The organism is Nocardioides sp. WJ219, assembly GCF_058559815.1.
Map to the genome: position 1 here is coordinate 765,001 of NZ_JBZUJV010000002.1, position 24,448 is coordinate 789,448.

At 72.9% G+C, this 24,448-nt stretch carries 29 protein-coding genes; 11 read left to right on the forward strand and 18 right to left on the reverse strand.

All coding sequences use genetic code 11. The features are described from left to right. The first annotated feature begins 16 nt into the window (after positions 1–16). The gene (locus AC4MBH_RS07740; RefSeq protein ID WP_491794055.1) at positions 17–1,273 is read left to right on the forward strand and encodes a phosphodiester glycosidase family protein; all 1,257 of its coding nucleotides are present in this window, start codon (positions 17–19) and stop codon (positions 1,271–1,273) included. 15 nt (positions 1,274–1,288) lie between these two features. On the opposite strand, the gene AC4MBH_RS07745 is transcribed toward AC4MBH_RS07740, so the two are convergent. Then, on the reverse strand, positions 1,289–1,912 hold the full coding sequence (locus AC4MBH_RS07745) for a hypothetical protein (RefSeq protein WP_491794057.1): 624 nt from the start codon (positions 1,910–1,912) through the stop codon (positions 1,289–1,291). Between the two features lie 49 nt (positions 1,913–1,961). Here AC4MBH_RS07745 and AC4MBH_RS07750 point away from each other — a divergent pair, with 49 nt between their 5' ends. After that, complete coding sequence (locus AC4MBH_RS07750; RefSeq protein ID WP_491794058.1) at positions 1,962–2,534, forward strand: mismatch-specific DNA-glycosylase; 573 nt, start codon at positions 1,962–1,964, stop codon at positions 2,532–2,534. Between the two features lie 7 nt (positions 2,535–2,541). On the opposite strand, the gene AC4MBH_RS07755 is transcribed toward AC4MBH_RS07750, so the two are convergent. Beyond that, positions 2,542–3,780 carry a glucose-1-phosphate adenylyltransferase gene (locus tag AC4MBH_RS07755; protein WP_491794060.1) on the reverse strand — a complete coding sequence of 413 codons (1,239 nt, stop codon included), beginning with the start codon at positions 3,778–3,780 and terminating at the stop codon, positions 2,542–2,544. A 32-nt stretch (positions 3,781–3,812) separates the two neighbouring features. Between AC4MBH_RS07755 and glgA the strand changes: the two genes are divergently transcribed. Beyond that, the gene (gene glgA / locus AC4MBH_RS07760) at positions 3,813–5,000 is read left to right on the forward strand and encodes a glycogen synthase (protein WP_491794061.1); all 1,188 of its coding nucleotides are present in this window, start codon (positions 3,813–3,815) and stop codon (positions 4,998–5,000) included. Here glgA and AC4MBH_RS07765 read toward each other — a convergent pair. Next, complete coding sequence (locus AC4MBH_RS07765; protein ID WP_491794063.1) at positions 4,982–5,452, reverse strand: hypothetical protein; 471 nt, start codon at positions 5,450–5,452, stop codon at positions 4,982–4,984. The two genes, glgA and AC4MBH_RS07765, sit on opposite strands and share 19 nt — an antisense overlap. Positions 5,453–5,607: 155 nt before the next feature. Between AC4MBH_RS07765 and AC4MBH_RS07770 the strand changes: the two genes are divergently transcribed. The 3 genes from AC4MBH_RS07770 to AC4MBH_RS07780 all read left to right on the forward strand — a co-directional run bounded on the left by AC4MBH_RS07770 (position 5,608) and on the right by AC4MBH_RS07780 (position 7,997). Beyond that, positions 5,608–6,318, forward strand: coding sequence for a hypothetical protein (locus AC4MBH_RS07770; RefSeq protein ID WP_491794065.1), 711 nt, complete (start codon positions 5,608–5,610; stop codon positions 6,316–6,318). Between the two features lie 399 nt (positions 6,319–6,717). After that, complete coding sequence (locus AC4MBH_RS07775; RefSeq protein ID WP_491794067.1) at positions 6,718–7,272, forward strand: hypothetical protein; 555 nt, start codon at positions 6,718–6,720, stop codon at positions 7,270–7,272. A gap of 371 nt (positions 7,273–7,643) precedes the next feature. After that, the gene (locus tag AC4MBH_RS07780; RefSeq protein WP_491794069.1) at positions 7,644–7,997 is read left to right on the forward strand and encodes a hypothetical protein; all 354 of its coding nucleotides are present in this window, start codon (positions 7,644–7,646) and stop codon (positions 7,995–7,997) included. 6 nt (positions 7,998–8,003) lie between these two features. Here AC4MBH_RS07780 and AC4MBH_RS07785 read toward each other — a convergent pair whose 3' ends face one another. Genes AC4MBH_RS07785 through AC4MBH_RS07800 form a run of 4 tightly spaced genes read right to left on the reverse strand, consistent with a single transcriptional unit; the run spans position 8,004 to position 9,944 of the window. Continuing rightward, entirely contained in the window at positions 8,004–8,669 is a 666-nt protein-coding gene (locus tag AC4MBH_RS07785; protein ID WP_491794071.1) for a SprT-like domain-containing protein, read from the reverse strand. A gap of 11 nt (positions 8,670–8,680) precedes the next feature. Continuing rightward, positions 8,681–9,163 (reverse strand): gluconokinase, encoded by a 483-nt coding sequence (locus AC4MBH_RS07790; protein ID WP_491794073.1) that lies wholly within the window; start codon positions 9,161–9,163, stop codon positions 8,681–8,683. Further along, a complete protein-coding gene (locus tag AC4MBH_RS07795; protein ID WP_491794075.1) occupies positions 9,160–9,777 on the reverse strand; it encodes an alpha/beta hydrolase in 618 nt (205 codons plus the stop codon). Before AC4MBH_RS07795 ends, AC4MBH_RS07790 begins: the two co-directional genes overlap by 4 nt. After that, the gene (locus AC4MBH_RS07800; RefSeq protein WP_491794077.1) at positions 9,774–9,944 is read right to left on the reverse strand and encodes a hypothetical protein; all 171 of its coding nucleotides are present in this window, start codon (positions 9,942–9,944) and stop codon (positions 9,774–9,776) included. The genes AC4MBH_RS07795 and AC4MBH_RS07800 overlap by 4 nt, the downstream gene beginning before the upstream one ends. Before the next feature lie 18 nt (positions 9,945–9,962). On the opposite strand from AC4MBH_RS07800, the gene AC4MBH_RS07805 reads away from it, so the two are divergent. After that, entirely contained in the window at positions 9,963–10,586 is a 624-nt protein-coding gene (locus AC4MBH_RS07805; RefSeq protein WP_491794079.1) for a hypothetical protein, read from the forward strand. On the opposite strand, the gene AC4MBH_RS07810 is transcribed toward AC4MBH_RS07805, so the two are convergent. The 4 genes from AC4MBH_RS07810 to AC4MBH_RS07825 form a co-directional block, all read right to left on the reverse strand. Next, positions 10,573–10,917, reverse strand: coding sequence for a TraR/DksA family transcriptional regulator (locus tag AC4MBH_RS07810; protein WP_491794081.1), 345 nt, complete (start codon positions 10,915–10,917; stop codon positions 10,573–10,575). The two genes, AC4MBH_RS07805 and AC4MBH_RS07810, sit on opposite strands and share 14 nt — an antisense overlap. A gap of 3 nt (positions 10,918–10,920) precedes the next feature. Beyond that, the gene (locus AC4MBH_RS07815; RefSeq protein WP_491794082.1) at positions 10,921–11,508 is read right to left on the reverse strand and encodes an excalibur calcium-binding domain-containing protein; all 588 of its coding nucleotides are present in this window, start codon (positions 11,506–11,508) and stop codon (positions 10,921–10,923) included. 69 nt (positions 11,509–11,577) lie between these two features. After that, positions 11,578–12,060, reverse strand: a complete 483-nt coding sequence (locus AC4MBH_RS07820) for a DUF4383 domain-containing protein (RefSeq protein WP_491794084.1) — start codon at positions 12,058–12,060, stop codon at positions 11,578–11,580. A gap of 431 nt (positions 12,061–12,491) precedes the next feature. Continuing rightward, complete coding sequence (locus AC4MBH_RS07825; protein WP_491794086.1) at positions 12,492–14,810, reverse strand: class F sortase; 2,319 nt, start codon at positions 14,808–14,810, stop codon at positions 12,492–12,494. A gap of 108 nt (positions 14,811–14,918) precedes the next feature. Here AC4MBH_RS07825 and AC4MBH_RS07830 point away from each other — a divergent pair, with 108 nt between their 5' ends. Continuing rightward, positions 14,919–16,373 carry a gamma-glutamyltransferase gene (locus tag AC4MBH_RS07830; RefSeq protein ID WP_491794087.1) on the forward strand — a complete coding sequence of 485 codons (1,455 nt, stop codon included), beginning with the start codon at positions 14,919–14,921 and terminating at the stop codon, positions 16,371–16,373. Positions 16,374–16,394: 21 nt separating this feature from the next. On the opposite strand, the gene AC4MBH_RS07835 is transcribed toward AC4MBH_RS07830, so the two are convergent. The 6 genes from AC4MBH_RS07835 to AC4MBH_RS07860 form a co-directional block, all read right to left on the reverse strand. Continuing rightward, a complete protein-coding gene (locus AC4MBH_RS07835; protein ID WP_491794089.1) occupies positions 16,395–16,994 on the reverse strand; it encodes a protein-tyrosine phosphatase family protein in 600 nt (199 codons plus the stop codon). Between the two features lie 41 nt (positions 16,995–17,035). Then, positions 17,036–18,310: a glutathionylspermidine synthase family protein gene (locus AC4MBH_RS07840; protein ID WP_491794090.1), complete on the reverse strand. Its 1,275-nt coding sequence runs from the start codon at positions 18,308–18,310 to the stop codon at positions 17,036–17,038. Then, positions 18,310–18,771, reverse strand: a complete 462-nt coding sequence (locus AC4MBH_RS07845) for a DUF350 domain-containing protein (protein ID WP_491794091.1) — start codon at positions 18,769–18,771, stop codon at positions 18,310–18,312. Before AC4MBH_RS07845 ends, AC4MBH_RS07840 begins: the two co-directional genes overlap by 1 nt. A 30-nt stretch (positions 18,772–18,801) precedes the next feature. Then, positions 18,802–19,200: a hypothetical protein gene (locus AC4MBH_RS07850; RefSeq protein WP_491794093.1), complete on the reverse strand. Its 399-nt coding sequence runs from the start codon at positions 19,198–19,200 to the stop codon at positions 18,802–18,804. A 100-nt stretch (positions 19,201–19,300) separates the two neighbouring features. Next, a complete protein-coding gene (locus AC4MBH_RS07855; protein WP_491794095.1) occupies positions 19,301–19,885 on the reverse strand; it encodes a potassium channel family protein in 585 nt (194 codons plus the stop codon). An 83-nt stretch (positions 19,886–19,968) separates the two neighbouring features. Further along, on the reverse strand, positions 19,969–20,598 hold the full coding sequence (locus AC4MBH_RS07860; RefSeq protein WP_491794096.1) for a hypothetical protein: 630 nt from the start codon (positions 20,596–20,598) through the stop codon (positions 19,969–19,971). Between the two features lie 235 nt (positions 20,599–20,833). On the opposite strand from AC4MBH_RS07860, the gene AC4MBH_RS07865 reads away from it, so the two are divergent. The 3 genes from AC4MBH_RS07865 (at position 20,834) to AC4MBH_RS07875 (ending at position 22,751) form a co-directional block, all read left to right on the forward strand. Beyond that, entirely contained in the window at positions 20,834–21,202 is a 369-nt protein-coding gene (locus tag AC4MBH_RS07865) for a YidH family protein (protein ID WP_491794098.1), read from the forward strand. Next, positions 21,199–21,501 (forward strand): DUF202 domain-containing protein, encoded by a 303-nt coding sequence (locus AC4MBH_RS07870; protein ID WP_491794100.1) that lies wholly within the window; start codon positions 21,199–21,201, stop codon positions 21,499–21,501. Before AC4MBH_RS07865 ends, AC4MBH_RS07870 begins: the two co-directional genes overlap by 4 nt. Positions 21,502–21,965: 464 nt before the next feature. Further along, a complete protein-coding gene (locus AC4MBH_RS07875; RefSeq protein WP_491794102.1) occupies positions 21,966–22,751 on the forward strand; it encodes an HNH endonuclease in 786 nt (261 codons plus the stop codon). Between the two features lie 96 nt (positions 22,752–22,847). Here the strand turns inward: AC4MBH_RS07875 and AC4MBH_RS07880 are convergent, their stop codons facing one another. Then, on the reverse strand, positions 22,848–24,116 hold the full coding sequence (locus AC4MBH_RS07880) for a DUF6884 domain-containing protein (protein ID WP_491794104.1): 1,269 nt from the start codon (positions 24,114–24,116) through the stop codon (positions 22,848–22,850). Between the last annotated feature and the right edge of the window lie 332 nt (positions 24,117–24,448).

Consider the following 24,448-nt stretch of genomic DNA (forward strand, 5'->3'; position numbering starts at 1 on the left):
CGCTTACCCTGGACGGGTGCGGACCTTCCCCCCCGTCGTCCTCGCCTGCCTGCTCGCGCTCGCGGCGCCGGTCGCCGTCCCCTCGGCCGGTGCCGACGACCCGCGACCGGTGCCTGGCGCCCGCGCCGACGGAGACCGCCCCGACGGTTTCGTGCAGGGCACCCGGCGGCCGCAGACCAGCGACGGCGTCGTGGGCCCCGCCGCGACCGAGGTGCCGTGGTACCTGCGCGGCTACCGCCAGACCCAGCGCCCGGTCCGCTGGCAGGTCGCGCCCGGGGTCAACGTGCTCCAGTGGGACGAGCGCACCGCCCGCGGGCCCGTGCGGCTCTCGCTGATGACCGTGAAGTGGCGCACCCGCGGGCTGACCGTCGACTACGCCAACGCCGGCCCCGTCGGCCGCACCGCCACGGTGTCGAGCATGCTCGCCCGTGACCGGGCCGTGGCCGGGGTCAACGGCGACTTCTTCGACATCGGCGACACCGGCGCACCGCTGGGGCTGGGGCGCGACCGCGACCGCGGCCTGCTGCACGGACGCCAGCAGGGATGGACGGCAGCGTTCTCCCTCGCCCGGGACGGACGTCCCGACGTCGGGCCGCTCGCCACCCGCGTCCGCGTCCGCCAGTACCCGCGCCTCGAGATCGACGGCCTGAACTCACCCGAGGTCCGGCCCGACGGTGTCGCCGCCTACACCCCGGCGTGGGGCGAGGCGTCCGGCTACCGCTGGACCGGCGGTCAGCGCCGCGGCGTCCGGATCGTGCAGGTGCTGCGGGGGCGGGTGGTCTTCACCGGCACCCGGCTGCCCGACGACCGGCCCTTCCGCGGCACCCTCCTGGTCGGCCGGGGTACCGGCGCCCGGGCGCTCGCGGCGATGAGGCGCGGCAGCCGCGCCACCGTGTCGTCGTACGTCGAGACGCGGCCGCAGATGGCGATCACCGGCAACAAGTTCCTGGTGCGCGACGGCGTCATCACCGTCGTCGACGACCTCGAGATGCACCCCCGCACCGCGGTCGGGATCGACCGCGACACCCGCACCCTGCTGTTCCTCACCGTCGACGGGCGGCAGTCCTTCAGCCGTGGGTACACCATGGTCGAGCTGGCCGACGCGATGATCGACCTCGGCGCCGACGAGGCCCTCAACCTCGACGGCGGCGGCTCGACGACCCTCGTCGCCCGGCGTCCGGCGAGCGGCCTGCGGGTCGTCAACTCGCCCTCCGACGGCGCCCAGCGCGCGGTCGCCAACGCGATCGAGATCCGCTACCGCAAGCCCCGCTGAGGGCCCACCCGGGACTCAGCCGGGGATCGCCACGACCGCGACGGTCGTGATCGGCGCGGCACACTGGGGCGTGGGCACGGCGGGCTTCCGCGCCGTGATCGCGTAGCCGTCGTCGACCTCGGAGACCAGCACCCCCGGCGGGACGTCGCACCCGATCGCCACGACGGCGGCGTACAGGTCGCCCTCGGCGCGGGCCGAGACGATCCGCTGCTCGATCACCTGGCGGAAGTCCTCGCCGGTGAGCCCGGCGAGGAACGCGCCGGTCGCGCTCCCCTCCTCCGGCCCGACGGGCGTGGCGACGTCCTGGACCACCCCGCCGGCCGCGGTCTGGCTCTCCAGCGCGACCAGCGTGTGGGCCACGCCGCCGTCGGGGAGCGACGGCGGCGTGATCGGGGGCGACCTGGTGGGCTCCCCGCTCGGGTCGGGGGTCGGCGCGGTGGGGGCTGTGGACCCGTCCGTCGGCTGGTCCGTCGGCGCTTCCGTCGGTTCGGCGGTGTTCTCGCTCGTGGGCTCGTCCGCGGCCGTGCTCGTCGACTGGCTCGTGGGCTCGGTGGGGCCGGTGTCGCCCGCGTCCTGGTCGTCGCTGCAGCCGGCCAGGGCGATGACACCGATCAGGAGCACTCCGAGAAGTCGTCGCATGGTGGTCCGACGTTACCCATCCCGCCCGGGTTCCGGCAGGCTGGACGCCGTGGGATTCACGCGCGCCGAGCTCGAGTCGTACGTCGGCGCCGAGGTGCCCGACCTGCTCCCGGAGCCCGGCCACCCGCTGCGCCTGCTGTTCGTCGGGATCAACCCCGGCCTGTGGACCGCGGCGACCCGCACGCACTTCGCCCACCCAGGCAACAGGTTCTACCCCGCCCTGCTGCGCGCCGGCATCCTCACCCAGCGCATCGACCCGGCCGCCGGGATGACCGACGCCGACCGCGACCACCTGCGCTCGCGCGGTCTCGGCATCACCAACGTCGTGCGCCGGGCCACCGCCAAGGCCTCCGACCTCACCGACGACGAGCTGCGGGCCGGCGGGGCCGAGCTGGTCGCGCTGGTCGAGCAGGCCGGGCCGGCGGTCGTCGCGGTGGCCGGGGTGACGGCGTACCGCACGGCCTTCGGCCGGCGGAAGGCGGTGCCGGGGCTGCAGCCCGAGCCGCTGGGCGGGGCCGAGCTGTGGGTGGTGCCCAACCCGAGCGGCCTCAACGCCCACGAGACGGTCGAGACGCTGGCGGCGGCGTACGCCGGTCCGGCCAGGGCGGCCGGGATCGTCTGAGGCGCCGTCAGCCCGGGAAGGCCTGGTCCTTGCCGAGCACGGTCAGGCCCTCCTCGACCACGAACCCGTTGGCGCGGTCCTCCTCGTGGTCGACGCCGATCCGCGCGCCCTCCGGGACGACGACGCCCTTGTCGAGGATCGCGTTGCGCACGGTGGCCCCGGCACCGACGCGCACGCCGTTCATCAGCACGGCTCCCTCGACCGACGCGCCGGGCCCGACGCCGACCGACGGCGAGAGCACCGACCGCAGCACGGTGCCGCCCGAGACGACGACACCGGGCGCCAGCACCGCCTGGTCGACGTGGGCGGCGACGCCGTCGCCGGCGACGACCTTGGCCGGCGGCTGGGGGCCGTAGGAGGTGTAGATCGGCCAGTCGAAGTTGTAGAGGTTGAAGACCGGCAGTGGCGAGACGACGTCCATGTGGGCGGCGTAGTAGGACGCGAGGGTCCCGACGTCGCGCCAGTAGCCGCGGTCGCGGTCGTTGGACCCGGGCACGTCGTTGTCCTTGAAGTCGTAGACGCCGGCCTGGTCGCGGCGGGCGAACGCCGGCACGATGTCGCCGCCCATGTCGTGCTTGGACCCGGGCTCCGTCGCGTCGCGGGTGACGGCCTCGACCAGGGCGTCGGCGTCGAAGACGTAGTTGCCCATCGACGCCAGCACCTCCCCCGGGCTGTCGGGCAGCCCCACCGGGTCGGTCGGCTTCTCCAGGAACTCCCGGATCCGGCGGGGGTCGTCGGGCACCACGTCGATGACGCCGAACTGGTCGGCCATCCCGATCGGCTGCCGGATCGCCGCGACCGTGCAGGGCGCGCCGGACTCGACGTGCTGGGCGACCATCTGGGAGAAGTCCATGCGGTAGACGTGGTCGGCGCCGACCACCACGACGATGTCGGGCTTCTCGTCCTTGATCAGGTTGAGCGACTGGTAGATCGCGTCGCCGCTGCCGAGGTACCAGTGCTTGCCGACCCGCTGCTGCGCCGGCACCGGGGTGACGTAGTTGCCGAGCATCGTCGACATCCGCCAGGTCTGGGTGACGTGGCGGTCGAGGCTGTGGGACTTGTACTGCGTCAGCACCACGACCTGCAGGTAGCCGGAGTTGACGACGTTGGAGAGTGCGTAGTCGATGAGCCGGTAGATCCCGGCGAACGGAACCGCCGGCTTGGCACGGTCGGCGGTGAGCGGCATCAGGCGCTTGCCCTCGCCACCTGCGAGCACGATGGCCAGGACCTTCTTGCGCGGCGTCATGGCTGGCACCGTATCCGCACTAGGTTGTCCGCGTGAGGATCGACGTGCTGAGCAAGGAATACCCACCGTCCATCTACGGCGGCGCGGGGGTGCACGTCGCCGAGCTGGTGCGGGCCCTCCGCACCCGCGGAGTGGTCGAGACGCACGTGCACGCGTTCGGCGGGCCGCGCGACGAGCCGCTGACCTCGTCGTACGCCGACCCGGCCGAGCTCGCCGCCGCCAACCCGGCCCTGCGCACGCTCGGCGTCGACCTCGCCATCGCCGACGCCTGCGCCGGCACCGACCTGGTGCACTCCCACACCTGGTACGCCAACCTCGCCGGCCACCTCGCCGGGCTGCTGCACGGCGTGCCGCACGTGGTGACCGCCCACTCGCTCGAGCCGCTGCGGCCCTGGAAGGCCGAGCAGCTCGGCGGCGGCTACGCCGTCTCGTCCTGGGCCGAGCGGACGTCGTACGAGGCGGCGGCGGCGGTGGTCGCGGTGTCGGCGGCGATGCGCGACGACGTGCTGGCGGCCTACCCCGCCGTCGACCCAGCGCGGGTGCACGTGGTGCACAACGGCATCGACACCGACCTGTGGCGCCCGGCGCCCGACCCCGACCGGGTGCGCGAGCTGGGCGTCGACCCCGACCGTCCCTCGGTGGTGTTCGTCGGCCGGATCACCCGGCAGAAGGGGCTGCCGCTGTTCCTGCGCGCCGTCGCGGCCCTGCCGCCCGACGTGCAGGTCGTGCTGTGCGCCGGCGCGCCCGACACCCCGGAGATCATGGCCGAGGTGCGTGCACTGGTCGACGGCCTCGCCGCCACCCGCACCGGCGTCGTGTGGATCGCCGACATGCTGCCGCGCGCCGACGTGGTCGCGCTGCTCACCGCCGCGACCGTGTTCGCGTGCCCGTCGGTCTACGAGCCGCTCGGCATCGTCAACCTCGAGGCGATGGCCTGCGAGGCCGCCGTGGTGGCCACCGCCACCGGCGGCATCCCCGAGGTCGTCGTCGACGGCGTCACCGGGGTGCTCGTGCCGATCGAGCAGGCCACCGACGGCACCGGCACCCCACTCGACCCCGAGCAGTACGTCGCCGACTTCGCCGAGGCGCTCACCGCGCTGGTCAGCGACCCCGACCGGGCGGCGACGTACGGACGCGCGGGCCGGGCCCGGGCGGTCGCCGAGTTCGGGTGGGACGCGATCGCCCAGCGGACCGAGGACGTCTACCGCTCGGTGGGCTGACGCCGCGCGCGCATCGGCAGGATCACGGCGTCGGCGGTGCCGACGGCGTCGTCGTCGTGGTCGTCGTCCGGGAGCGGCAGCTCCTCGTCGGTGACGCGACCGAGGTCCACGCTGATCCGCCGCGTGCCCGCGAGGACGACAACGCCGCTGAGCCGGTGGCCGGCGCGCAGGCCCTCGGTCAGGGCCTCGTCGAGCGACTCCGCGGTGCTCGGCGCGAGGAACGTCCGCGAGAGGAAGCGCAGCCAGCCCGCGACGCTGTCGGGGTCGGCGAGCGCCTCGGCCTCGATGAGGTCGAGCGACCGCCCGTCCGGGCTCGGGCGCCACGGGCAGCGGCGGCTCGGCTGGCCCGGCCAGAGGCGGCGTACCCCGGACTCGGCGGTGAACGCGGCGAGGAACGAGACCTCGCCGGGCTCCAGGGGTGGATCGATGGCGACGAACGAGCGGTCGGGCACCGCGGTGGTCCTCCTCGAGGATGGGTGACCGTCCCGAGTCGTGCGGAGGGGGCTCGTGCGCGGAGGCGGTGGTGGGTGCTGCACGACGCCAGTACCCAGGACCGACCTCGACATACGCCCCACCGGGGCCCGACTACGGCACTACGGTGACGCCCGTGACCATCAAGCTGGTGTACGCGCTGTGGGAGGCCGACGAGACCGCGGTGCACGCGAGTGGGCTCCACCTCGCGCTGGCGACGTTCGGGGTCACCCGGGTGCAGGTCAACGTCGACGACGACGCCGTCGCCGGTGCGCTGCGGATCCCGGCGACGCCGGCCCCCATCGGGGCGTTCGTGAGCGTGTGGCTGCCCGACGAGCGGCGCGACCACCTGGACGAGGTCACCGTCACCCTCGCCGAGTCGGCCGGCCGGCTCGCCGGGTGGGAGGTCGAGGAGCGGCGTCCGATCGACCCGCCGGAGGTGTGGGACGGCGCCCGCGCCGAGGGCCTGGCCAACGTCGCGGTGCTCCGACGCCCCGCCGAGCTCGACGACGCCGAGTGGCGACACCGCTGGCTGGTCGAGCACACCCCGGTCGCCATCGCGACGCAGGCGACGTTCGGCTACGTGCAGAACGTCGTGGTCGCCCCCGTCACCGACCTCCCCGACGGCGTCGCCCCCGTCGCCGCGATCGTCGAGGAGCTGTTCCCCGCCGCCGGCATCTCCGACGTGCACGCCTTCTACGGCAGCGACGGCGACGACACCGAGCTGCACGACCGGATCACCCGGCTGATGACCAGCGTGGCCCGCTTCGGCGCCGACCGCGACCTCGACCTGGTGCCCACCAGCCGCTACCTGTACCCGCTGGAGCGGTCGAGCCGGGCGGTGTAGTTGTGCGGGGGGTCGTCGGGGGCCCGGGTGTGGCGGAGGTGTCGTTCCCGTGCGATCGCGCGGGAACGGCAGATCCGCGCGTCCCGAAACTGTCATTGCCGTTCGATCGCACGGGAACGGCAGATCCGCGCGTCCCAAAACTGTCATTACCGTTCGATCGCGCGGCAACGACACATCCGCCCGCCTCGAAACTGTCATTACCGTTCGATCGCGCGGCAACGACAGATCGCAACGACCGGTTGCAGCTCGTGCGGAACCCCTCCTGAGGCTGGCGGGCCACCGGGCTGAGTTCTCCACAGAAGGGTCTCTGGGGCTGTTGCCGACACGTGCCCGGAGGTAGTTTCGTGCCACTTCTCCCCTACTCGGGAAGGCACGGGGATGAGACGAGTACGCGGAGCCGTGGGAGCTCTCTGCCTGGTGCTGGCGGTCGGCGCCTGCACCGACGACCCGGAGCCGAGGTTCGCCGACCCGACGCCGGAGCCGTCGGGGACGAGTGAACCGACGGCCTCGCCCCCGACATCCGAGGCGACGTCCGAGCCGACGACGACGTCCACGCCGGAGCCGGAGCCGGAGCCGATGTCGCCGGAGGAGACGGTGCGGGCGTGGGTCGAGGCGCGGAACATGTTGGTTCAAGGCGGCACGACTGACGCTGTCTTCGACTTGAGCTCGCCGGGTTGCAGAACCTGTCGGGAGTCCATAGACCCCGTCGTTGAGGTCTACGCAGCGGGCGGCCGGTATGAAACTGATGGGTGGCGGGCCACCAAGGTCGAACGGAGCCCCGAATTCGAGTCCAATCGACAACTGATCGTGGCTTTGGTCTACGACAGTGGCCGGACGTTCGTTGACTCGGACGCGAGACCCATTGCCTACGACAAGGAAAACCACCTCACGGTCTTCACGATGAAAGAGGAAAACGGCGCTTGGCTCGTACACGAACTGGCCTACTTGTCATGACCAGCGCTCTACTGGCCCTGGTCTTTGTGCTTTCTGGGCAGTCGTGGTCCGTTCCCCAGTCGGCGGCCGCCACTCCGTGCACCAACCCAATCCGAGTGACGGTGGTGGTTCTGGAGCAAGGCAAACAGGTTGTTCGGACGACGCTGCAGTGTCCGACCACCGTGCAAGGCGTGGAGCACGATCCCTCCGATCCCGCCGCTGGCGTCGGACTCTGTGTCGGCTACGCCCTTCTCATCGGGCTTAATCCAAACCAGTTCTGCTTCGACCGTGATGTGCCCCCAGTCGTTACGCCCGGAATGGTGCTGAGCGCGTTCCAATCGGCTCCGTTACCGCCTGCCAACCTGCGCGTCCAACCACCCAACGGCCGCACCATGGTCAACTTCGACACCAACTTCTACACCGAGCGCGCACCGTTCACCCGGACCGTCACCCTGCTCGGGCAGCAGGTCCAGCTGCGGATCTTCCCGGAGCAGTTCACCTGGCACTTCGACGACGGCGAGCCGCTGTCGACGACGAGCCCGGGGGCGCCGTACCCGGATCTCGAGGTCACGCACCGCTACCTCCGGGCCGGTGGCTACGCGCCGCGGGTCGACACCACCTACGCGGCCGACTGGCGGCTGGGCGGCGGGGCGTGGCAGCGGGTGCCCGGCACAGTCACGATCGAGGGCGAGTCGGTGGCGCTGGAGGCGGTCGAGGTGCGGCCGACGCTGGTCGCGTCGTCCTGACCGGGCTCAGACCCGCTCGACCAGCGCGAACGGCACCCGCACCGTCGTGCGCCCGGCACGCAGGTGGTAGCTGGTGCGGCCCAGCTTGACCACCTTGCCGACGCGGCCCTCGTGGTCACCGGGCGCGGTGATCCGGACCCGGGTGCCGACGCCGTGCAGCGTGAGGTGGCTGCCGGCGCGGAGCCGGGCGAGCTCGGCCTCGTAGTTGGGGTGCATCACGGCCGGCCGGCCGTGGTGGGTCCAGGCGAGCACGTGGGCGAGGTCGAAGGTGCGCGAGCACCGTGAGCACGTCATCACCCGCTCGGGACGACGGTGCCGGCCGGCGGTGTGCCCGGCGGGGCAGGTGCCGAGCCAGGGCGCCTCGAGCCGGGGTGCGTCGGGCGAGACGCAGCGCTCGCCGCTGCACCCGATCCGGACGGCGATGGCGCGCCACGTCTCGTCGTGGCCGTGCCGCGGCCCGGCGAGCGCGTGGGCGATCTCGTGCAGGATCGTGTCGCGGACCTCGGCCTCGGAGTGCAGCGCCGTGAGCGGCGCGCTCAGGCCCAGCACCCGGGGCCCGAAGCGGCAGATGCCGGCGCGCTTCTTGGCACCGTCGTAGGCGACGGTCCACTCGCGCAGGCCGTGGTGCTCGAGGAGGTCCTCGGCCATGGCGAAGGCGTCACGCAGGTCCACGTCCGGGAACGTTAGCCGCCGGCACCGACGGCGAACTTCTCGACCAGCACGTCCACCGGGTCGGCCACGTCGAGCGTGGCCCCGGCCTCGTCGGGGTCGAGGGGTTCGAGGGTCGCCAGCTGCGAGTCGAGCAGCGAGGTCGGCATGAAGTGCTGACCGCGGCCGGCCTGGCGCCGGCGGATGAGGTCGGGTGCGCCGCCGAGCAGGAGCACCTGCAGGTCGGGGGTGACCGATCGCAACCGGTCGCGGTAGACCCGTCGCAACGCCGAGCAGGCGACGACGCCGGCCTCGCGCTCGGCCAGCCAGGCGCCGACGTCGTCGAGCCACGGCCACCGGTCGTCGTCGGTGAGCGGCGTACCGGCGCTCATCTTGGCGACGTTGGCGGCCGGGTGCAGGTCGTCGCCGTCGCAGAACGGGACGCCGAGCCGCTCGGCCAGGGCGATCCCGATCGTCGTCTTCCCCGAGCCGGACACCCCGGCCACGACCACCCTCATCGCATCGCTCCCATCCGGTCGGTGACGAAGTCTGCCGCAGCCTGCTCGAAGGTCCGCGCGTGCCGGAGCATCCCGTGCCGACCCCCAGGTACGACGCGGAGCTCGACGTCGGCCAGGGCGGCGAGCCGCTCGGTGACCCGGCGTGCGTGCTCGAGCGGGGCGACCCCGTCGCGGTCGCCGTGCACGACGAGCACGGACCTGCCCGGGAGCGGGACGCCGTCGCCGGGGTAGAGCCACGGGTTGAGCGCGACCACCACGCGGACCGCGTCGTGGGCTGCGGCCAGGAGCGCGGCGCGCCCGCCGAGGGAGTGGCCGATGAGCGAGACCGGTGTGCCGGGCCAGCGCTCCCGCACCTGGTCGATCGCCCAGGCGGCGTCGTCGAGCGGGGTGTGCTGGCCGTCCCAGCCCCGGTAGGAGTTGAGCAGGCGGACCACCGCGAGGCGTCCGGCACCGGCGCCGGCGATGCGCTGGGCGACGGGGACCATCCGCACCACCGACAGCTGGGCCGGGCTCACCGCCGTGCGGCCCGGCCGCGACGCGCCGCCGTGCAGGACCACGACCGCGCCGTCCGGGGCGGGCGGGGTGCGGACGTCGATCAGCCGGTGGGAGGTCATCCGCGGTCGGGGCTCGCGCCGTCGGTCTCCGCCAGACGTTCGTGCAGCCGGGCGCGCACCTCGTCTGGGGTGACCTGCGCACGACGGCGCTGGTTGCGCGCCACCACGGCACCGCCCGCGGCGACGCCGGCCACACCGGCCAGCCCGAGCCACTTCCAGAGCTTCATGCGACAGACTCCCTCACCATGACGACCAGCCTCGGACTCGATGCGGCGGTGGACCTCACCCGCACTGGCGACCTCTGGCTGTTCCGCGGCCGCTCGGCCGCTGACCACGCTATCCGGGTGGTCACCAACGCGCCGGTCAACCACGTCGGCATGGCGGTGGTCATCGACGACCTGCCGCCGCTGATGTGGCACGCCGAGCTCGGCAAGGGACTGCAGGACGTGTGGACGGGTGGCCACCACCGGGGGGTCCAGCTGCACGACCTGCGCGAGGCGGTCGTCCAGTGGTGCGGCCGCTACGAGCAGCGGGCGTGGCTGCGCCAGCTGGACCCCGAGGTGACCGCCGACCAGGAGGCGGCGGTGCTGCGCACGATCGCCCGCCTCGACGGCACGCCGTTCCCCTCGACCGTCGCGCTCGCCGGCCGCTGGGCACGCGGTCGGGTACGCCGCCCGGCCGGGGTCGAGATGACCTACTGCGCCGAGGTGGTCGCCACGACGTACCAGGCGATGGGGCTGCTCGACGGCCGGCGGCCCAGCAACTACTACGACCCGGGCAAGTTCTGGTCCGGTGACGTCCTCGAGCTGGTCGGTGGCGCGGACCTCGGCGCCGAGATCGCGGTCGACGTGCCGGTCACGCGCAGCTGACGCAGGTGCGCGCCGTCGGGCGCACCTCGAGCCGGGCCGGGTCGATCTGTCGGCCGCACACCTCGCAGCGCCCGTAGGTGCCGGCGGCGACGCGGTCGAGCGCGGCGTCGACCTCGGCGAGCGACCGTCGGGCCTGCCCCACGAGGGTGTCGATCTGGGAGCGCTCGAACGCGATCGTCGCGCCCTCCGGGTCGTGCTCGTCGTCGGCGTTGGTGTCGCGCGAGGCGGCGACGACCTCGTCGAAGTCACCCCGCAGCCGGGCCAGCCGCTCCGACGTACGACGTCGCTCGGCCTCGAGCCGCGCCCGGGGCCCCTCGGACGACGCGGTCACCGCTCAGGTCTCGCAGACGAAGCCGTCACCGTCGGCGTCGTCGTACCAGTCGTACTCGGGGTCCTGACCGGCGACGTAGTTGCCGTAGCCCGCGGCCGTGGCGTCCGAGCAGTAGTCGAAGCGGGGGTCGGTGGTGGGCACGGGATCGGGCGCCGGCGCCTCGACCGGGACCTCCTCCACGACCGGCTCCGGCACGTCGGCCAGCGCGCGGGCGACGGCGTCCTCGACGGCCGTGGCCTTGGCGGCCTTGGCCTGCCGCCGGACGGCGCGCAGGTCGGCGGCGGCCTCGTCCTGGACGGCGGTCAGCGCGTCCTGCTGCGCGACCAGCTCGTCCTCGAGCTCACCCACGGCTTCGTCGACCGCCTCGTCGACGGCCGCCTGCACCTCGTCGTCCGATGCCCCCTGCGGGACCGCGGCCTGGGTGGGCGCGTCGGCGGCCGACTCGGGCTCGGGCTCGGTCGGTGTCGCTGCCAGCGCGAACCCGAGCAGCAGCCCGAGGACCAGCCCGGTCCCCCCGACCTTGGGCCGGGTCCAGAACGGACGTCGGGGCGGCGGCGGAGGCGGGAAGGGGGTCCGAGTGGCGTCGTACATGACGCCTGTCTAGTCCGCCTTCCCGCCCGCCGGGCGCGAATCGCGCCGAACCACCCGAACGGGCCAGGACTACATGGCCGTCCGGTTGGCGTTGCTGCCCTGCCACTTGGCGCGCCCGATCAGGCCGAGCGCGATCATGCCGATGCCGAGCACCAGGTGGAGGTAGTCGTCGGCCTTGTTGACGGGAACGAAGTTGGCGGTGCTCGAGTGGCCCGTGGCGATGCCGTAGACGAACAGCAGCAGGTAGATGACCCCGCCGCCGATCAGGTAGGCGACGGCCGTGGAGGCCTTGCGGGCCAGCGCGAGGCCGGCGATGCCGAACAGCAGGTGCACGACGTTGTGCAGGATCGAGACCTGGAAGATGCCGAGCAGCTTGGCGTTGCTCTCGTGCCCGGCGAACTTCATCGTGTCGTAGTCGGTGGTGATGCCGGGGACGAAGCCCAGGATGCCGACGAGGAGGAACACCGCGCCGACGGCCATGGCGAAGGTCTTGACCAGCTTGTCGCGGCCGGCGTGCGGATCGGCGCTGGTGTGGTGTGCGGAACTAGTCATGTGAACTCCTGAGTCAGAAGGGACGAAGTTCGGTACCCGGCCCGGTCGACTCGACACCCGCCCTGCGGGTGAGGTCAGCGGTCTCGCTCGGACGCCTCGAACGCCTCGACGACCCTGCGGCGGATGCGACCCGCGGGCGCGACGACGTAGCCGTGGACGGCGGCCGACGCCGGATCGCCGACGGCGACGCCGGCGCGGGCGCGAGCGGCGACGCGTCGGCGAGGTCGGCCGCCGCGGCCACGCCGTGCCCGTCCTCCGCGCGGCAGCGACCCAGGCCCTCGAGCACGACCGCCGGGCGCACGTGGTCGAGGCCGAGGACCCGGGAGTAGCGGCCCTCCACGACGGCGGCACGCGGCACGGCGGCCAGGTCGGCCAGCTGGAACTTCAGCGTGCCGGTGGTCAGCGACGTGGTCAGGTCGGCCAGCCCGTCCTCAGGCCACCCGCACCGCGGTCACCACGAGGTTGTCGACGAAGTACGCCTGGCCGTCGCGGTCGCGCCGCATGCCCGCGCAGGTCACCAGGTGGAGAGTGCGCCGGCCGTCGGTGCGGAACAGGTCGGCCGGCAACCCGCGGCTGCGGTCGAAGCGTCGTACGCCGCGCACCACGAACCGCTCGGTGCGACCGCCCACGGTCCAGCGGACGACGTCGCCGCGGCGTACGTCGCGCAGTCCGCCGAGGCCGCCTCGCCGGCCGGAGACGTGCCCCGAGAGCACGCTGGAACCCATCAGGTCACCGGGACTGGCCGTGCTGCGCAGCCACCCGATCCGGTCGCGCCGGTCGGGCACCGCCATCGTCCCCCGGTCGAGCCCGACGCCCACGATGCGGACCCGCACCCCGACGCGGCTGACGGTGAGGGTGCCGCGCGGACGGCGTCCCTCGGCCGCGGGGGCTCGGTAGTGGGTGCGCAGGTAGCGCGACGCGGCCCGGCGCTGCGGGACGTACGGCGACGGGTCGGGCGCGGCGACGCTGCGCGGCGGGATGGTGGGGGCGGCGGACGACGTGGCCCACCCCGTCGGCACCTCTGGCACCTCCGGCGTGACCGGGCGTGTCACCAGCGAGGTCTCGACCGCGAGCCCGGGAGGCGACGACGCGGCGGTCGTGGTGGCGGTGGCCGGGACCACCTGGCTGTAGGTGTAGCAACCCGGGGCCCGCAGCAGGACCCCCGGCGTGCGGATCGTGCCGCTGCCCGTCGCGGACGTCGTGCCGGACGCCGCGACCGGCGCCCCCGACCACCGCAGCCCCTGGCACGACGGCCCCGACCTGGGCGCGAGGGGTCCGTGCAGGCGCCACTGCACCTGGACCGTGTCGGTGGGCGCCAGGTCGGTGAGCCGCACGGTGTCGTGGATCCGCGACCCGACGAGAGCGCGCTGGTCGGAGACGACCGTGGTGACGCCCGGCGTGCGCGGCGTGACCTGGGTGGTCTCCTCGACCAGCCCGCACGGGGTCGTCACCGGCTTGGTGTCCAGGTCGCCCGGCAGCCGCTGGACCCAGGTGTAGTGGCCGACCGACGGCACGACGACCGACGGGGTGCGGTAGGTGCCGTCGGCGGTGACGCGCGTCGTGACCCGCCCGGCGAGGGTGGCGGGCGTGCAGTCGCCGGGCCCGGGAGCGGTCGGGAAGGGACCGTGCAGCTCGGCGACGACGCGTCCGTCGTAGCCGGGCGGGAGCCCGGTCACCGTGACGACGTCGTGGATCGCGGCGCCCGGCGTGACCAGGGCCTCGGAGGTCTCGGTGACGACCTCGGGCCGGGCCAGGCGCACCCGGGCCCTGGCGGCCACGGCGGCCTCGGTGGTGTTGGCCTGCGCGATCCAGCCGCGCTGCACGCCGGCGGGGCGGGCGGTGGCGCCCCCGTGGGTCGACCAGCCGCGCTGGCGGTAGAGCACGCCGTCGGACGACGGGCCGGTGGCACGGGCGACGATGCGGTAGCGGCCGAGGTCGAGCGGTCGCACGCGCACGACGGCGCCGCGCCTGCTGGTGACCACCGGTCGCGGACAGCGCACCGGCCCGGTGCACCTCATCCGGACCCGGACGTCGGGCACGGGCCGCCCCGCGGCGGACACCACGCCGAGCCGGTAGGCGCGCACCTGGCCCAGCCGGACGGGTCCCGGCCCGACGCGGTCGAAGGTCATCCGCCACGGGCCCCGCAACCGCGACGCCGTCCGCCACATCTCGCGGGCCAGCGACATGATCCGCTGGTCGAGGCCACCGACCGGTGGCCGCACCCGCTCGCCGACGCGCAGCCCCGACGGGTAGACCACCAGCCCGCCGGGGCGGGTGCCGTCGCCCATCACCTCGCGGATGATCAGCGCGATCGCGGCGTCGCGGTCGTCGCTGCCGGTCGACCCGCGGCCGGCCCAGCGCGAGATGACGTGGTTGAGCGCGGCCACCTCGGCGTCGCCGACGCGGTCACCGAGCTGGTTGACGAGCCGGTCGGTCGGGACCCGGACCGCGCGCCGTGGCAACCGGGAGTCGTAGAGGAAGTCGATGCAGAAGAAGACACGGCCGTCGGGGGCGCGGTAGGTGCCGATCCAGGTCAGGCCGCTGCCGCGCGGCGTGGAGTAGCGCAGGCAGGCGCCGTTGACGAGGTTGGGGTCGATCCGGCGACAGTCGCCCTTGTCGACGCGGGTGGCGGCGTCGGCGGGTGGGGCGCCACCGGGTGGCGCGACGACGAGGGCCAGCGCGGCCACGACGAGGGCGAGGGCGGTGAGCACCGCGGGCAGGACGGTGGTGCGAGGGTTCCGAGAGGTCATGCCGCAGACCGTCGCCGCCACCGCCCCCTGTCCTCAACCGGGACCTCGCAGCCTGTGGATGGGAGCGTGAAAACGCTGCACGTTCGGCGCACCGCTACCTTGTCGGCCATGTCCCGACCCACCTCGCGGATGGCCGTCGCCGCGCCCAGCGAGGCCGCAGCCGACGCCGCGGAGCAGGTCGCGCACGCCGGTGGCAACGCCGTCGACGCGGCCCTGGCGGCCGCCCTGGTCGCGATGGTCAACGAGGTCGGGCTGGTGTCGCCCAGCTCGGGTGGCTTCGTGACGGTCCAGCCGCCGGGCGGGGCGGCGTACACGGTCGACGGCTGGATGGACGTGCCCGGCCGGGACGCCGGCGAGCACCGCGGGCCCGGCCGCACCTGGGACGTCTCGACCGAGTACGGCGGCGGCGTGGACATCACGATCGGGCCCGGGTCGGTCGCGGTGCACGGGTCGGTGGCCGCCCTCGGCGAGACGCACGAGCGCGACGGCCGGCTGCCCTGGCGCGACGTGGTCGCTCCCGCGGTCGCCGTGGCGCGTGGCGGGTTCCGGCTGGGGTCGGCGACGCGCTACTACCTCGACTTCGTCCGCGACGACATCTACGGCTGGGACGACGGCAGCCGGGAGGCACTGACCGGGTTCGACGGCGAGCTGCCCACCGACCTCGTCGTCGTGGCGGGCCTGGCCGAGTCGCTCGAGCAGGTCGCCCTCGACCCGCGCGCGATGCACGACGGCGACCTGGCCGACGCGATCAGCCACGACGTGCTCGACCGCGGCGGGCTGCTCGGCCCGGCCGACCTGGCGGCGTACCGGCCCGTCGTGCGCCCGGCGCTCACCCGTCGCCTCGGCGGCTGGACGCTGGCGACCACGCCCCCGCCGTCGGTGGGCGGCACGGTGGTCAGCGCGATCATGCGGCTGCTCGACGGCTGGTCGCCCGACGAGCCGGACGCCGGCGCCCGCCTCGTCGAGGCGCAGCGCCGGGTGCTCGGCCACCGGCTCGAGGTGCTCGACCACAGCACCGACCTGGCGACCGACGCCCCGGCCTACCTCCAGGTGCTGGAGTCGGGCTCGACGGCGCACGTCTCGGCGGTCGACGCCGACGGCCTCGCCTGCGCGGTGACCATCTCGTCGGGCTACGGCTCGGGGATGGTGGCCCGCGGCACCGGCATCTGGCTCAACAACTGCCTCGGCGAGCAGGAGCTCAACCCGCGCGGCCCCCTCGGCACCCCGCCCGGCACCCGGCTGCTGTCGAACATGGCACCCACCGTCGCCCGCCACGACGACGGCTCCGTGCTGGCCATCGGGTCCCCCGGCGCCGACCGGATCACCACCGCGGTCACCCAGGTGCTGGCCCGGTTCGTCGCCGGCACCGGCCTGCAGGCGGCCGTCAACGCCCCCCGCGTGCACGTCCACCGCGCCGGGCGGCCCGACGAGGTCGTGCGCGAGGAGACCGAGCCGAGCATGTACTACGGCGGTGTCGGCGCCACCCTGGCGCGCCCCGACGGGCACCTCGTGGCCGCCGCCGACCCGCGGCGCGAGGGGACCGTGCGCGTCGTCGGTGCGTGACGGCCGTCCGAGCGCGCCGGCTCAGCGGCTCTCGGCCCGCCGCCGCTGCGCGATGATCCGGACGACGTCGAGCGGGTGCTCGCGCCGCCAGGCCTTCAGCCGGGCCCGGTCGTCGCGGCGTCGAGCGGCCGGCGCGCCGGTGCGGGCGTGGTGCCAGCGCAGCGCGTCCTCGGCGTACCCGACCGCGGCGATGGGCCGGGCCGCGCGGATGGCGGCGATGGCGTCGACGACGTCCCAGCCCTGGGCGAGCAGCACGGCGAGCCCGAGCGACGGGCCGCGGTTGATCCCCATGTGGCAGTGGCTGAGCACGACCGCGGCGGGGTCGGCCAGGGCCGCCTCCACCCACGCGACGCCGGTGTCGAACCACGCCGCCGGCACCCGCTGGCCCAGGTCGTCCATGCCGTGCCAGTGGTAGACGACGCTGTCGGAGACACGCTCGACGAACGCCCGGTCGTCGGCCTCGATGCGGACGTCGATCACGTGGGTCACGCCGCGCGACAGCAGCTCACCGAGCTGGCAGTGGGCGAGGTGGTCGTCCCACTGGTCGAGGTCGCCGCCGACGACGAGGCGCGGCGTCACGAAGGACGCGTTGGCCAGGTCGAGGGTGGGGAGGCCGGTCACCTCCTCCACTCTGCCGCACGGGCGGGCACACGTCTCGGAGATCAGGGAGTTCGCGGGGTCCGGACGGCGTCGGGGCCGACCCGCTCGGCGAGCCAGGCCTGCACCTGCGCGGCGTCGGGGCTGAGGGTGTCGCTGATGACGTGCGGCACGACGCGGCTGAAGTAGTCGGTGACCGGGCCGTCGGACTCGCGCACGATCATCCCGGCCGCCTCGCCGTCGACGATCCACGAGCCGATCACCACGTGGTTGCCCTCGTAGACCGGCAGCTGCGTGTAGGCCTGGTAGACGTGGCCCTCGGTGCCGTAGTCGCCGGGCATCTCGAGGTCGGGCGTCCCGTCGTCGAGGTGGATGCGGATGTTGTCGCCCTCCCGGCCGTGCAGCGGCTTGGCCACCCACTCGACGAGGTCGCGCGGCTCGTCGAAGTACGCCGGCAGCAGCAGCCGGTGGCCCGGGTGCCGCTCCCACAGCACCGCGAGCAGCGCCTTGGTCGACAGCATCGCCTTCCACGCCGGCTCGAACCACCGCACCGGGCGCGCCTCGTCCTGGTCGATGAGGTGTCGCCCGAACGGCTGGCTGAGCATGTCCTCCCAGGGGTAGAGCTTGAACGCGTTGCGGATCGGCAGGTCGTGGGCGTCGCGGAAGTCGCGGGTCTCGAGGTTCCAGCCGACCTCGAGGATCGGGTGCCCCATCGCGACCAGCCCCGCCTGCAGGGCGGTGTCCATCAGGTAGTGGACGGTCATCTCGAGCTCGCCGCCGTCGTAGCTGTCGCCCTCGCCGAGGTCGTAGACGAAGTGGACCTTGTCGGTGTCGAGGGCCCCCGAGGCGCGCAGCCGCTGCCAGCCGGCGACGAGCCGGTCGTGCACGCTGTTCCACTGGTCGAGGTCGGGCATCACGTCCTCGAGCCAGCGCCACTGGGCGACGCCGGTCTCGACCAGCCCGGTGGGGGTGTCGCCGTTGACCTCCAGCATCTTGATCGAGCCGTCCGGGCCGTAGACCAGGTCGAAGCGCGCGTAGAGCGACGGGTCGGCGCGCTCGATGGAGCGGCGTACGACGTCGAGCGAGCCGGGCGGGAGCCCCAGCCGGGCGTCGGTCATCGTCGAGGCCATGTGCCCGGCGGCGTCGACGCACATCGCCCACAGCTCCTCGGTCGCGGCCTCGAGGGCCTCGACCTCGCCCATGGTCACCTCGTACCAGGCCGACTCGTTCCAGTACGGGACCGAGGTGCCGTCAGGCCGCTCGGTGACCGGGAAGATCAGTCCCTGCTCGGTGACGATGCGTTCCCACTCGGGCCGCGGCCTGATCCGGTGGCGCCACATCAGGCGATGCTGGCGCAGACGATCGCGGCCACCGAGAGCGAGGTCGCGGCCGCGACCATGGCCAGCGGGCGCACCGGTCCGGGCTGCGTGACGATCGATCGCAGGTCGCCCGGCGTGACGAGCTCGATGACGTAGAACATCACCGAGTTCAGCGCGATGCCGAGCAGGCCGAAGGTGAGGGTCCAGGCCAGCGCCCAGCCGAGGTCGGTCTCGCCGTTGGTCCAGATCGCGGTGAAGAGCACGAGGGCGTTGGAGACCAGCCAGGCGGACGTCACCAGGGCGGCCGACCGCGACTGGTGGTGCACCGACTCGGTGCCGGTCTCGTCGACGCCCTGCAGGTGCTTGCCGAGGTGGCCCGGGGTGAGCAGGTCGAGCACGTAGTAGGCCGCGACGAGCAGGACGCCGGCCAGGAGGGCGTACACGACGGCGTGGTAGAGGGCGGTGAGGAGGTCTTCGAGCATCAGGGTTCCTTGGGTCGTGGAGGGAGCGGGTCAGGACGAGCCGCGGCTGCTGCCGCCGCCGAACCCGCCCTTGGAGGTCGCGGACTTCACGGACGAGCCGCCCGAGGACGACAGGCCGCCGCGCTGCACCTTGCCGGAGACGGAGCTGGCGCTGTAGGTGCCGCCGGAGACCTTGGACCCGATGCCGGGGAAGCCACGGCTCGCGGCGATGTAGTACCAGAAGAACCCGCCCCCGACCGGGCGGGTCTCGTCGTAGTCGTCGTCGGCGTCGTCGCACTGGTCGTCGTCGACGCGCTCCTCGGTCTCGGGGTCGACGCACACGGCGGCGTAGTCGGCCGACTCGGAGCAGCCGGTGAGGCCGGCGGCCATCAGCGCGGTCACGCCGATGGTGACGCCGGTGGATCGCATCCGGCGGCGGACGCTCGTCATGGGGTGGTTCCTCTCCTCGGTGGTACGTCGTGCGTGTGGCGGGGCATGCCTACCCCACTGCGGCGCCGCTCAACCGGCGCCGCACCGGGAAATCGCGCCGCTACTTCTCGTCGTCGCTGAACAGCCGGAGCATGCTGTCGGCGCAGTCCTTGTCGGAGGCCTCCAGCTCGCTCAGCAGCTGCAGGTGCTCGCGCACCCACTCCTCGCCGTGCTCCTTGCCCATGGCGGCCACCAGCAGCCGCTCCATCATCTCGACGCGGTCGTACATCGCCTCGATCGTCGTCGCCAGCGCCACCTGCTCCTCGTGCGTGAACTGGTTGCGGTCGAGCACCAGCCCGGCGATGACGTGACCGATCGCGATCGGCACCAGGACGAGCATCGCGATGATGAGCACCGCGGCGAAGCCCCGGCCCGCCGTCGTCTCCGGGTAGTAGTCGCCGTACCCGACCGTCGAGCCGGTGACGATGCCCCACCACAGGCCGTCGACGGGCCCCTTGTCCTCGAGGATCGCGTAGGCCCCCGAGCAGACCACCCAGACCGCGACGATCGCGCCGACCAGGTAGCGCGGGGCGTTGACCAGGCGCTTGGCCGGGGTGACCACGACGGCCCGCGACCCGCTGCGCGCGGAGCCGGGGGTCCCCGCGGGGTCGTCGTGGGCGGTCGAGCCGGTGAGTGAGTCGGTCATGGCGTGCCTCCAGGAGTGGGCTGTCGGAGGACATCCTGCGGCACTGCGGGTCCCTTCACCCGCTGATCGACGGTTCGCCGCGCTCAGAAGATGTAGCCGAGCTCCTCGAGGTCCGCCGCGTGCGCCCGCTCGACGAGCCGCCGCCCGGTCACCGAGTACCACCGCCAGTACGCCCGGTCGCGGTCGGTCACGTTGGTCGCCGGCACCCGGACCGCGATGCCGGCCCGCTCTCGCAGGTCGGCCTCGAGGTGCTCCATCCGGACCACGACGTCCGCCTCACCGACGTGACCGGCGTTGATCCGCCGCGGCCGTCCAGGGTCGCCGACCGCCTTGACCAGCCAGTCGTCGAACGTCAGGGTCACGGCGTCCGCCAGCCGGTCCATCGCTCCCGGCGCGGTGTGCAGCCACGAGTCCGGCTTGCGCAGCTCCTCCACCCACCGGGTGCGGGTCCGCTCGTACTCCGCGACGTAGAAGTCGAACGGGTTGCGGGTCGTGGTCAGGACGCGTCGGTCCTCGTCCGGGGACAGGAGTCCCGCGGTGACGAGCTGGGCGACGGTGCCGTGCTTGGCGTCGACGTCCGCTGCCCTGGCGGCGTCCGGGCCGGGAACCTGCTCGACGTCGCGCTGCGCGACGAGCGCCTCGATCAACGCCGTGCTGCCGGTGCCGGGAGCCGCCGTGACGACGTACCCGGTCTCGCGGTCGAGGAGGGCCATCAGCTGGTCCTGGGCGCGGTCGGCGGCACGGCTGTCGTCACCACGACAGCCTGGCAAGCGCGGCGCAGCGGCGGGCACACCCGGGCGGGTCCGTCGCGCCCGGGCTGTGGATCAGGCGACTGCCGCCGCCCGTTCGCAACGAGCGGCACGTTGCTGCCGGGGTCGAGGTCTGACCGGCACCTGGCCTGCGCTGGGATCAGCCTCGGCCCGTGGCGTCGAGGGGGAGGATCGTCTCGTGGACGACGACCAGCACCGCGACAGGCGCCGACCCCACTGGGTCTACGGCCGAGGCACCGAGCCCGACTACCGGTTCAGCCTCGCCAACGAACGGACCTACCTGGCTTGGATCCGGACCGCCCTGGCCCTGATCGCGGGCGGGGTCGCCGTCGACGTCATCGGCCTGGAGGACGACGGCCGCGACCGGGTCCTGGCGGTGGTGCTGGTGCTGCTCGGCATGGGCGCGGCCGTCCTGGCCGGCGTCCGCTGGGCGCGCGCCGAGCGCGCGATGCGGCTCGGCCAGCCCCTCCCCGGCTTCTCCCTCGCCGCCCTCCTGCCCGTCGGCCTCGTGCTGACCGGCGTGGTGCTCGCGGTCCTGTTCTGGTGACCGCCCCGTCCGCTCTCACCCTCGAGCGCACCGCGCTCGCCTGGCGACGTACGGCCCTGTCCCTGCTCGTCGCCTCCGCCACCATGACCCGGGTGACCGCCCCCGAGTGGGGCGTCGCCGCCGCGACCTGGCTCCTCGTCGGCACCCCCGGCACCCTCGTGATCCTGGCCGGCTCGAGCCGGGTCTACAGGGCCCGACGTGGCGACTCCCGCGCCGCACCGGTCGGGGCCGCGGTCCTGCTGGCCACCGTCACGACGGCGGCTGTCGGTGTGCTGTCGCTGGTGATGCTGTTCGGGTGAGGGCAGACCATTGGGCACGTCTCCCTGCGATTATCTCGGGCAACGTCGGAGCACCCACGGGCAACACGAGAAGCCGCCCCTCGAATCGAGCGATGGTGCATTTATCGGCGAAGGCTGTGCGTGATGCCGCACGCGCTTGAAATATTCACAGGCGATCGACCATGAGCGCGGTACGGCGATTCGAAGCCCGACGGGTCGGCAGCCAGTACCGGGCCTACGACTGGAATCGCGGCTCGTACCCGTGCGTCACGCCAGAACTCGGAGCGGTCATCCAGGATGTGTGCGAGGAAGATGCGACGGCTGAGGCCGCGAGGCTGAACCGACAAGTAGCTGGCCGCCCTCGCTCGGAATTGCTTCCTCACCGCCGGCCGACCGAGAAATCTCGACCCACGGCCCCAAGTAGCTTGTTCCCCAAAGCGGTTGCAGAAGAGCATGCCCGTGCGACGACACGACAGGAGACGAACGTGCCCGACGTCCCAGATCTGAAGAAGACACAATGGCCAGCGCACATCACAGATGCTCTAGGAATTCCCAGCATCCAAGGTCGCGGCGGACCATGGCACTCAACGGGCGACACCACAGACGTTGCATGGTTCTACGCCATGTGTGACTTCTTGGGCGTGGAATATGCCGGCGAGCGCATCCGAGCGATGAAGGTCATCCTCGAGACTGCCACTGGAACCTGGGAAGAGGGACGGCACAGCTCGGCGGGTGAGGGAAAGCAGCCTGGGGGAAACGTCCGAAGGGAGGCCTTCGAAGACCTGTGGGCGGCCCTGCACACTGCAGGCTTTCTGGACGGGCAACGGAGGACATCGATCGCCGCCGACGCCCTGTCGCACGCAGTTCCTGGGGCACTTCCAGAGCCACGCTGGACCTACCAGCACGTACGGCTACGCCAAGGTCAGCCGGGTTTCCGGCAGCGGTTGATCGAGGCCTACGGCGGAAGATGCGCAGTCACTGGGACGGATATCGTCGATGTGCTTGAGGCCGCGCACATCAAACCCCACGCAAAGGGGGGCACCATGACGACGAGCAACGGGATCCTTCTACGGGCCGATCTGCACACGATGTTCGACCTTGGCCTGCTCGCCGTTGACACAGCTTCATGGACGGTGTTGGTGCACGCCCGAGCTCACGGAACTTTGTCAGGCTCGGAGCTGCACGGGAAGAAGGTACGGCGGCCTGCAGCCTCAGCCGATGCCCCTGCCGCATCCGCCCTGGACGAACATCGAGCCCGCGCGGGGCTGTGACGTCTCCGGCAGGATCATCGTCAGGTGGATGGCGGTCGCGGAAAGGAGCCGGTCCATGAGAGCACCATGCCGAAGCGCGTGCGCTCGGTGACCCGCTCACAGCACCCCGCGGGTCTGGGACTCGCGACGTAGCACGGTCAGCCGCTCCCGGAGCGGTTTCGAGCTGACGTGCCCGAGGTTGAGCGGCGGGTCGATCCACTGCACCACCCGCCGCTCCAGATCGCCGAGCGAGTCACGATTGCCGACCGGGACCGGGACGACGCGCAGATGGTTGGCCATCCAGTCGCTGAGCTCGTCCCGCTCGATGCTCCGGCCAAGCGCTGCGTCGAGGATCGACCCGACCGTGAGCCGGAACGTCGAGCCGGTCCGGCGCCCGCGGAAGTGCTGGGTCCGCAAGCGACCCGCGAGCGTGCCTGAGCTGGCCGTGCCCGAGGGCCATCGCGTTGCGCCAGTCTGTCCGACGTAGATCAGTCCCACGACGAGGTCGAACCGCAGTCCGCGTCGGAGCACCTCCGCGCCGACCGAGTCGACGTGCCAGCCGTACAAGCCCGCTGATGCGAGGTCGGTCCGATCGTGAAGCGCGAGCTCCCCGACACTCAGGGCGGCAGCCGACGACGACAACCGCTCAACGTAAGGTGACAGGTCTGCTGTGAACAGGTCGGCGCGGCTCGCGCGGTTCCCGTACCAAGCGAGCCGCTCGCCAGTGCGAAGGCCCTCCAGCGGTGCCTCGAGAAGCGCGCCGCGTGCCTGCAGCGCAGGACGGAGCGGCGCGACGTATGCCTCGCCGGCGTGCACCTCCACGACGAGGTCGCGAAGAGGACCTACGAGGAGCTCGAGTCGAGCGACCACCCACTCTCCCCAGGCCCGCCGGTAGCCCCGGGGGGCATCGGGCAGGTACCGGTCATACGGAGCCAGCCACTCCTGCGGCTGCACCAGGCCGTGCTCGGCCGACAGGATGAACCATGGGTCATCTTTGGCCTCGGCCATATCACGAGCCTTGTGAAAGGCCGCAGAAAGATAGAGATCCCTGGCCCGACACGGTGTGCTGCGCTTTGCTGCCGAGCACGAGATGAGTCGCACTCGACGAGCCAAGGAAGCCCCCTCCGCCCGAGCGCCGACCCGGCCACCATCGTCGATGACCGTGCGTTCGAATGTGACCGAGACGCCGGGAACGCGTGCGACCACCGAGTAGCCCGCAGCAGCCCAGGCGCGGGTGTGCGGCCGGTCACCGCCCCACCAAGCTGCGTGTTTGATCGACGACGCGGGCATTTGGCCGACGAGGTCCTGCAGCTGCCGCCAAGTGATCTCCACGCGGTCGGGTTTGCCGCGCAGGAATTGGGTGAGCGCCGCCCAGTCCGCTGCCATGCGGCCATCGTGCCTGTACGGAGCGCCTCCGTCGGGTCAAGGCCCTGCGGGCCGTGAGGAGTTGTGATGCAGATCCTCCGACCTGCGGCAGGACGTCGAGATGCCGCCAGAGCGGGAAGCGGCCGACTCGGCCGGTGACAGTCCGGTGGCGCACCCAGGGAGCCCGCGTCAGGTGAGGCCCACACCCGGCCCACGACCGGGGCCGACGAAGAACGGGCGTCGACCACCTGGGTTGGCCTCTGCGCCCCGCGAGCACGTTCGACAGGCCGGCGACCTGCGATCGACACCGGGGTCCAGACTTCTCACGTGAGCAGCCTCGAACCGGAGCGTGC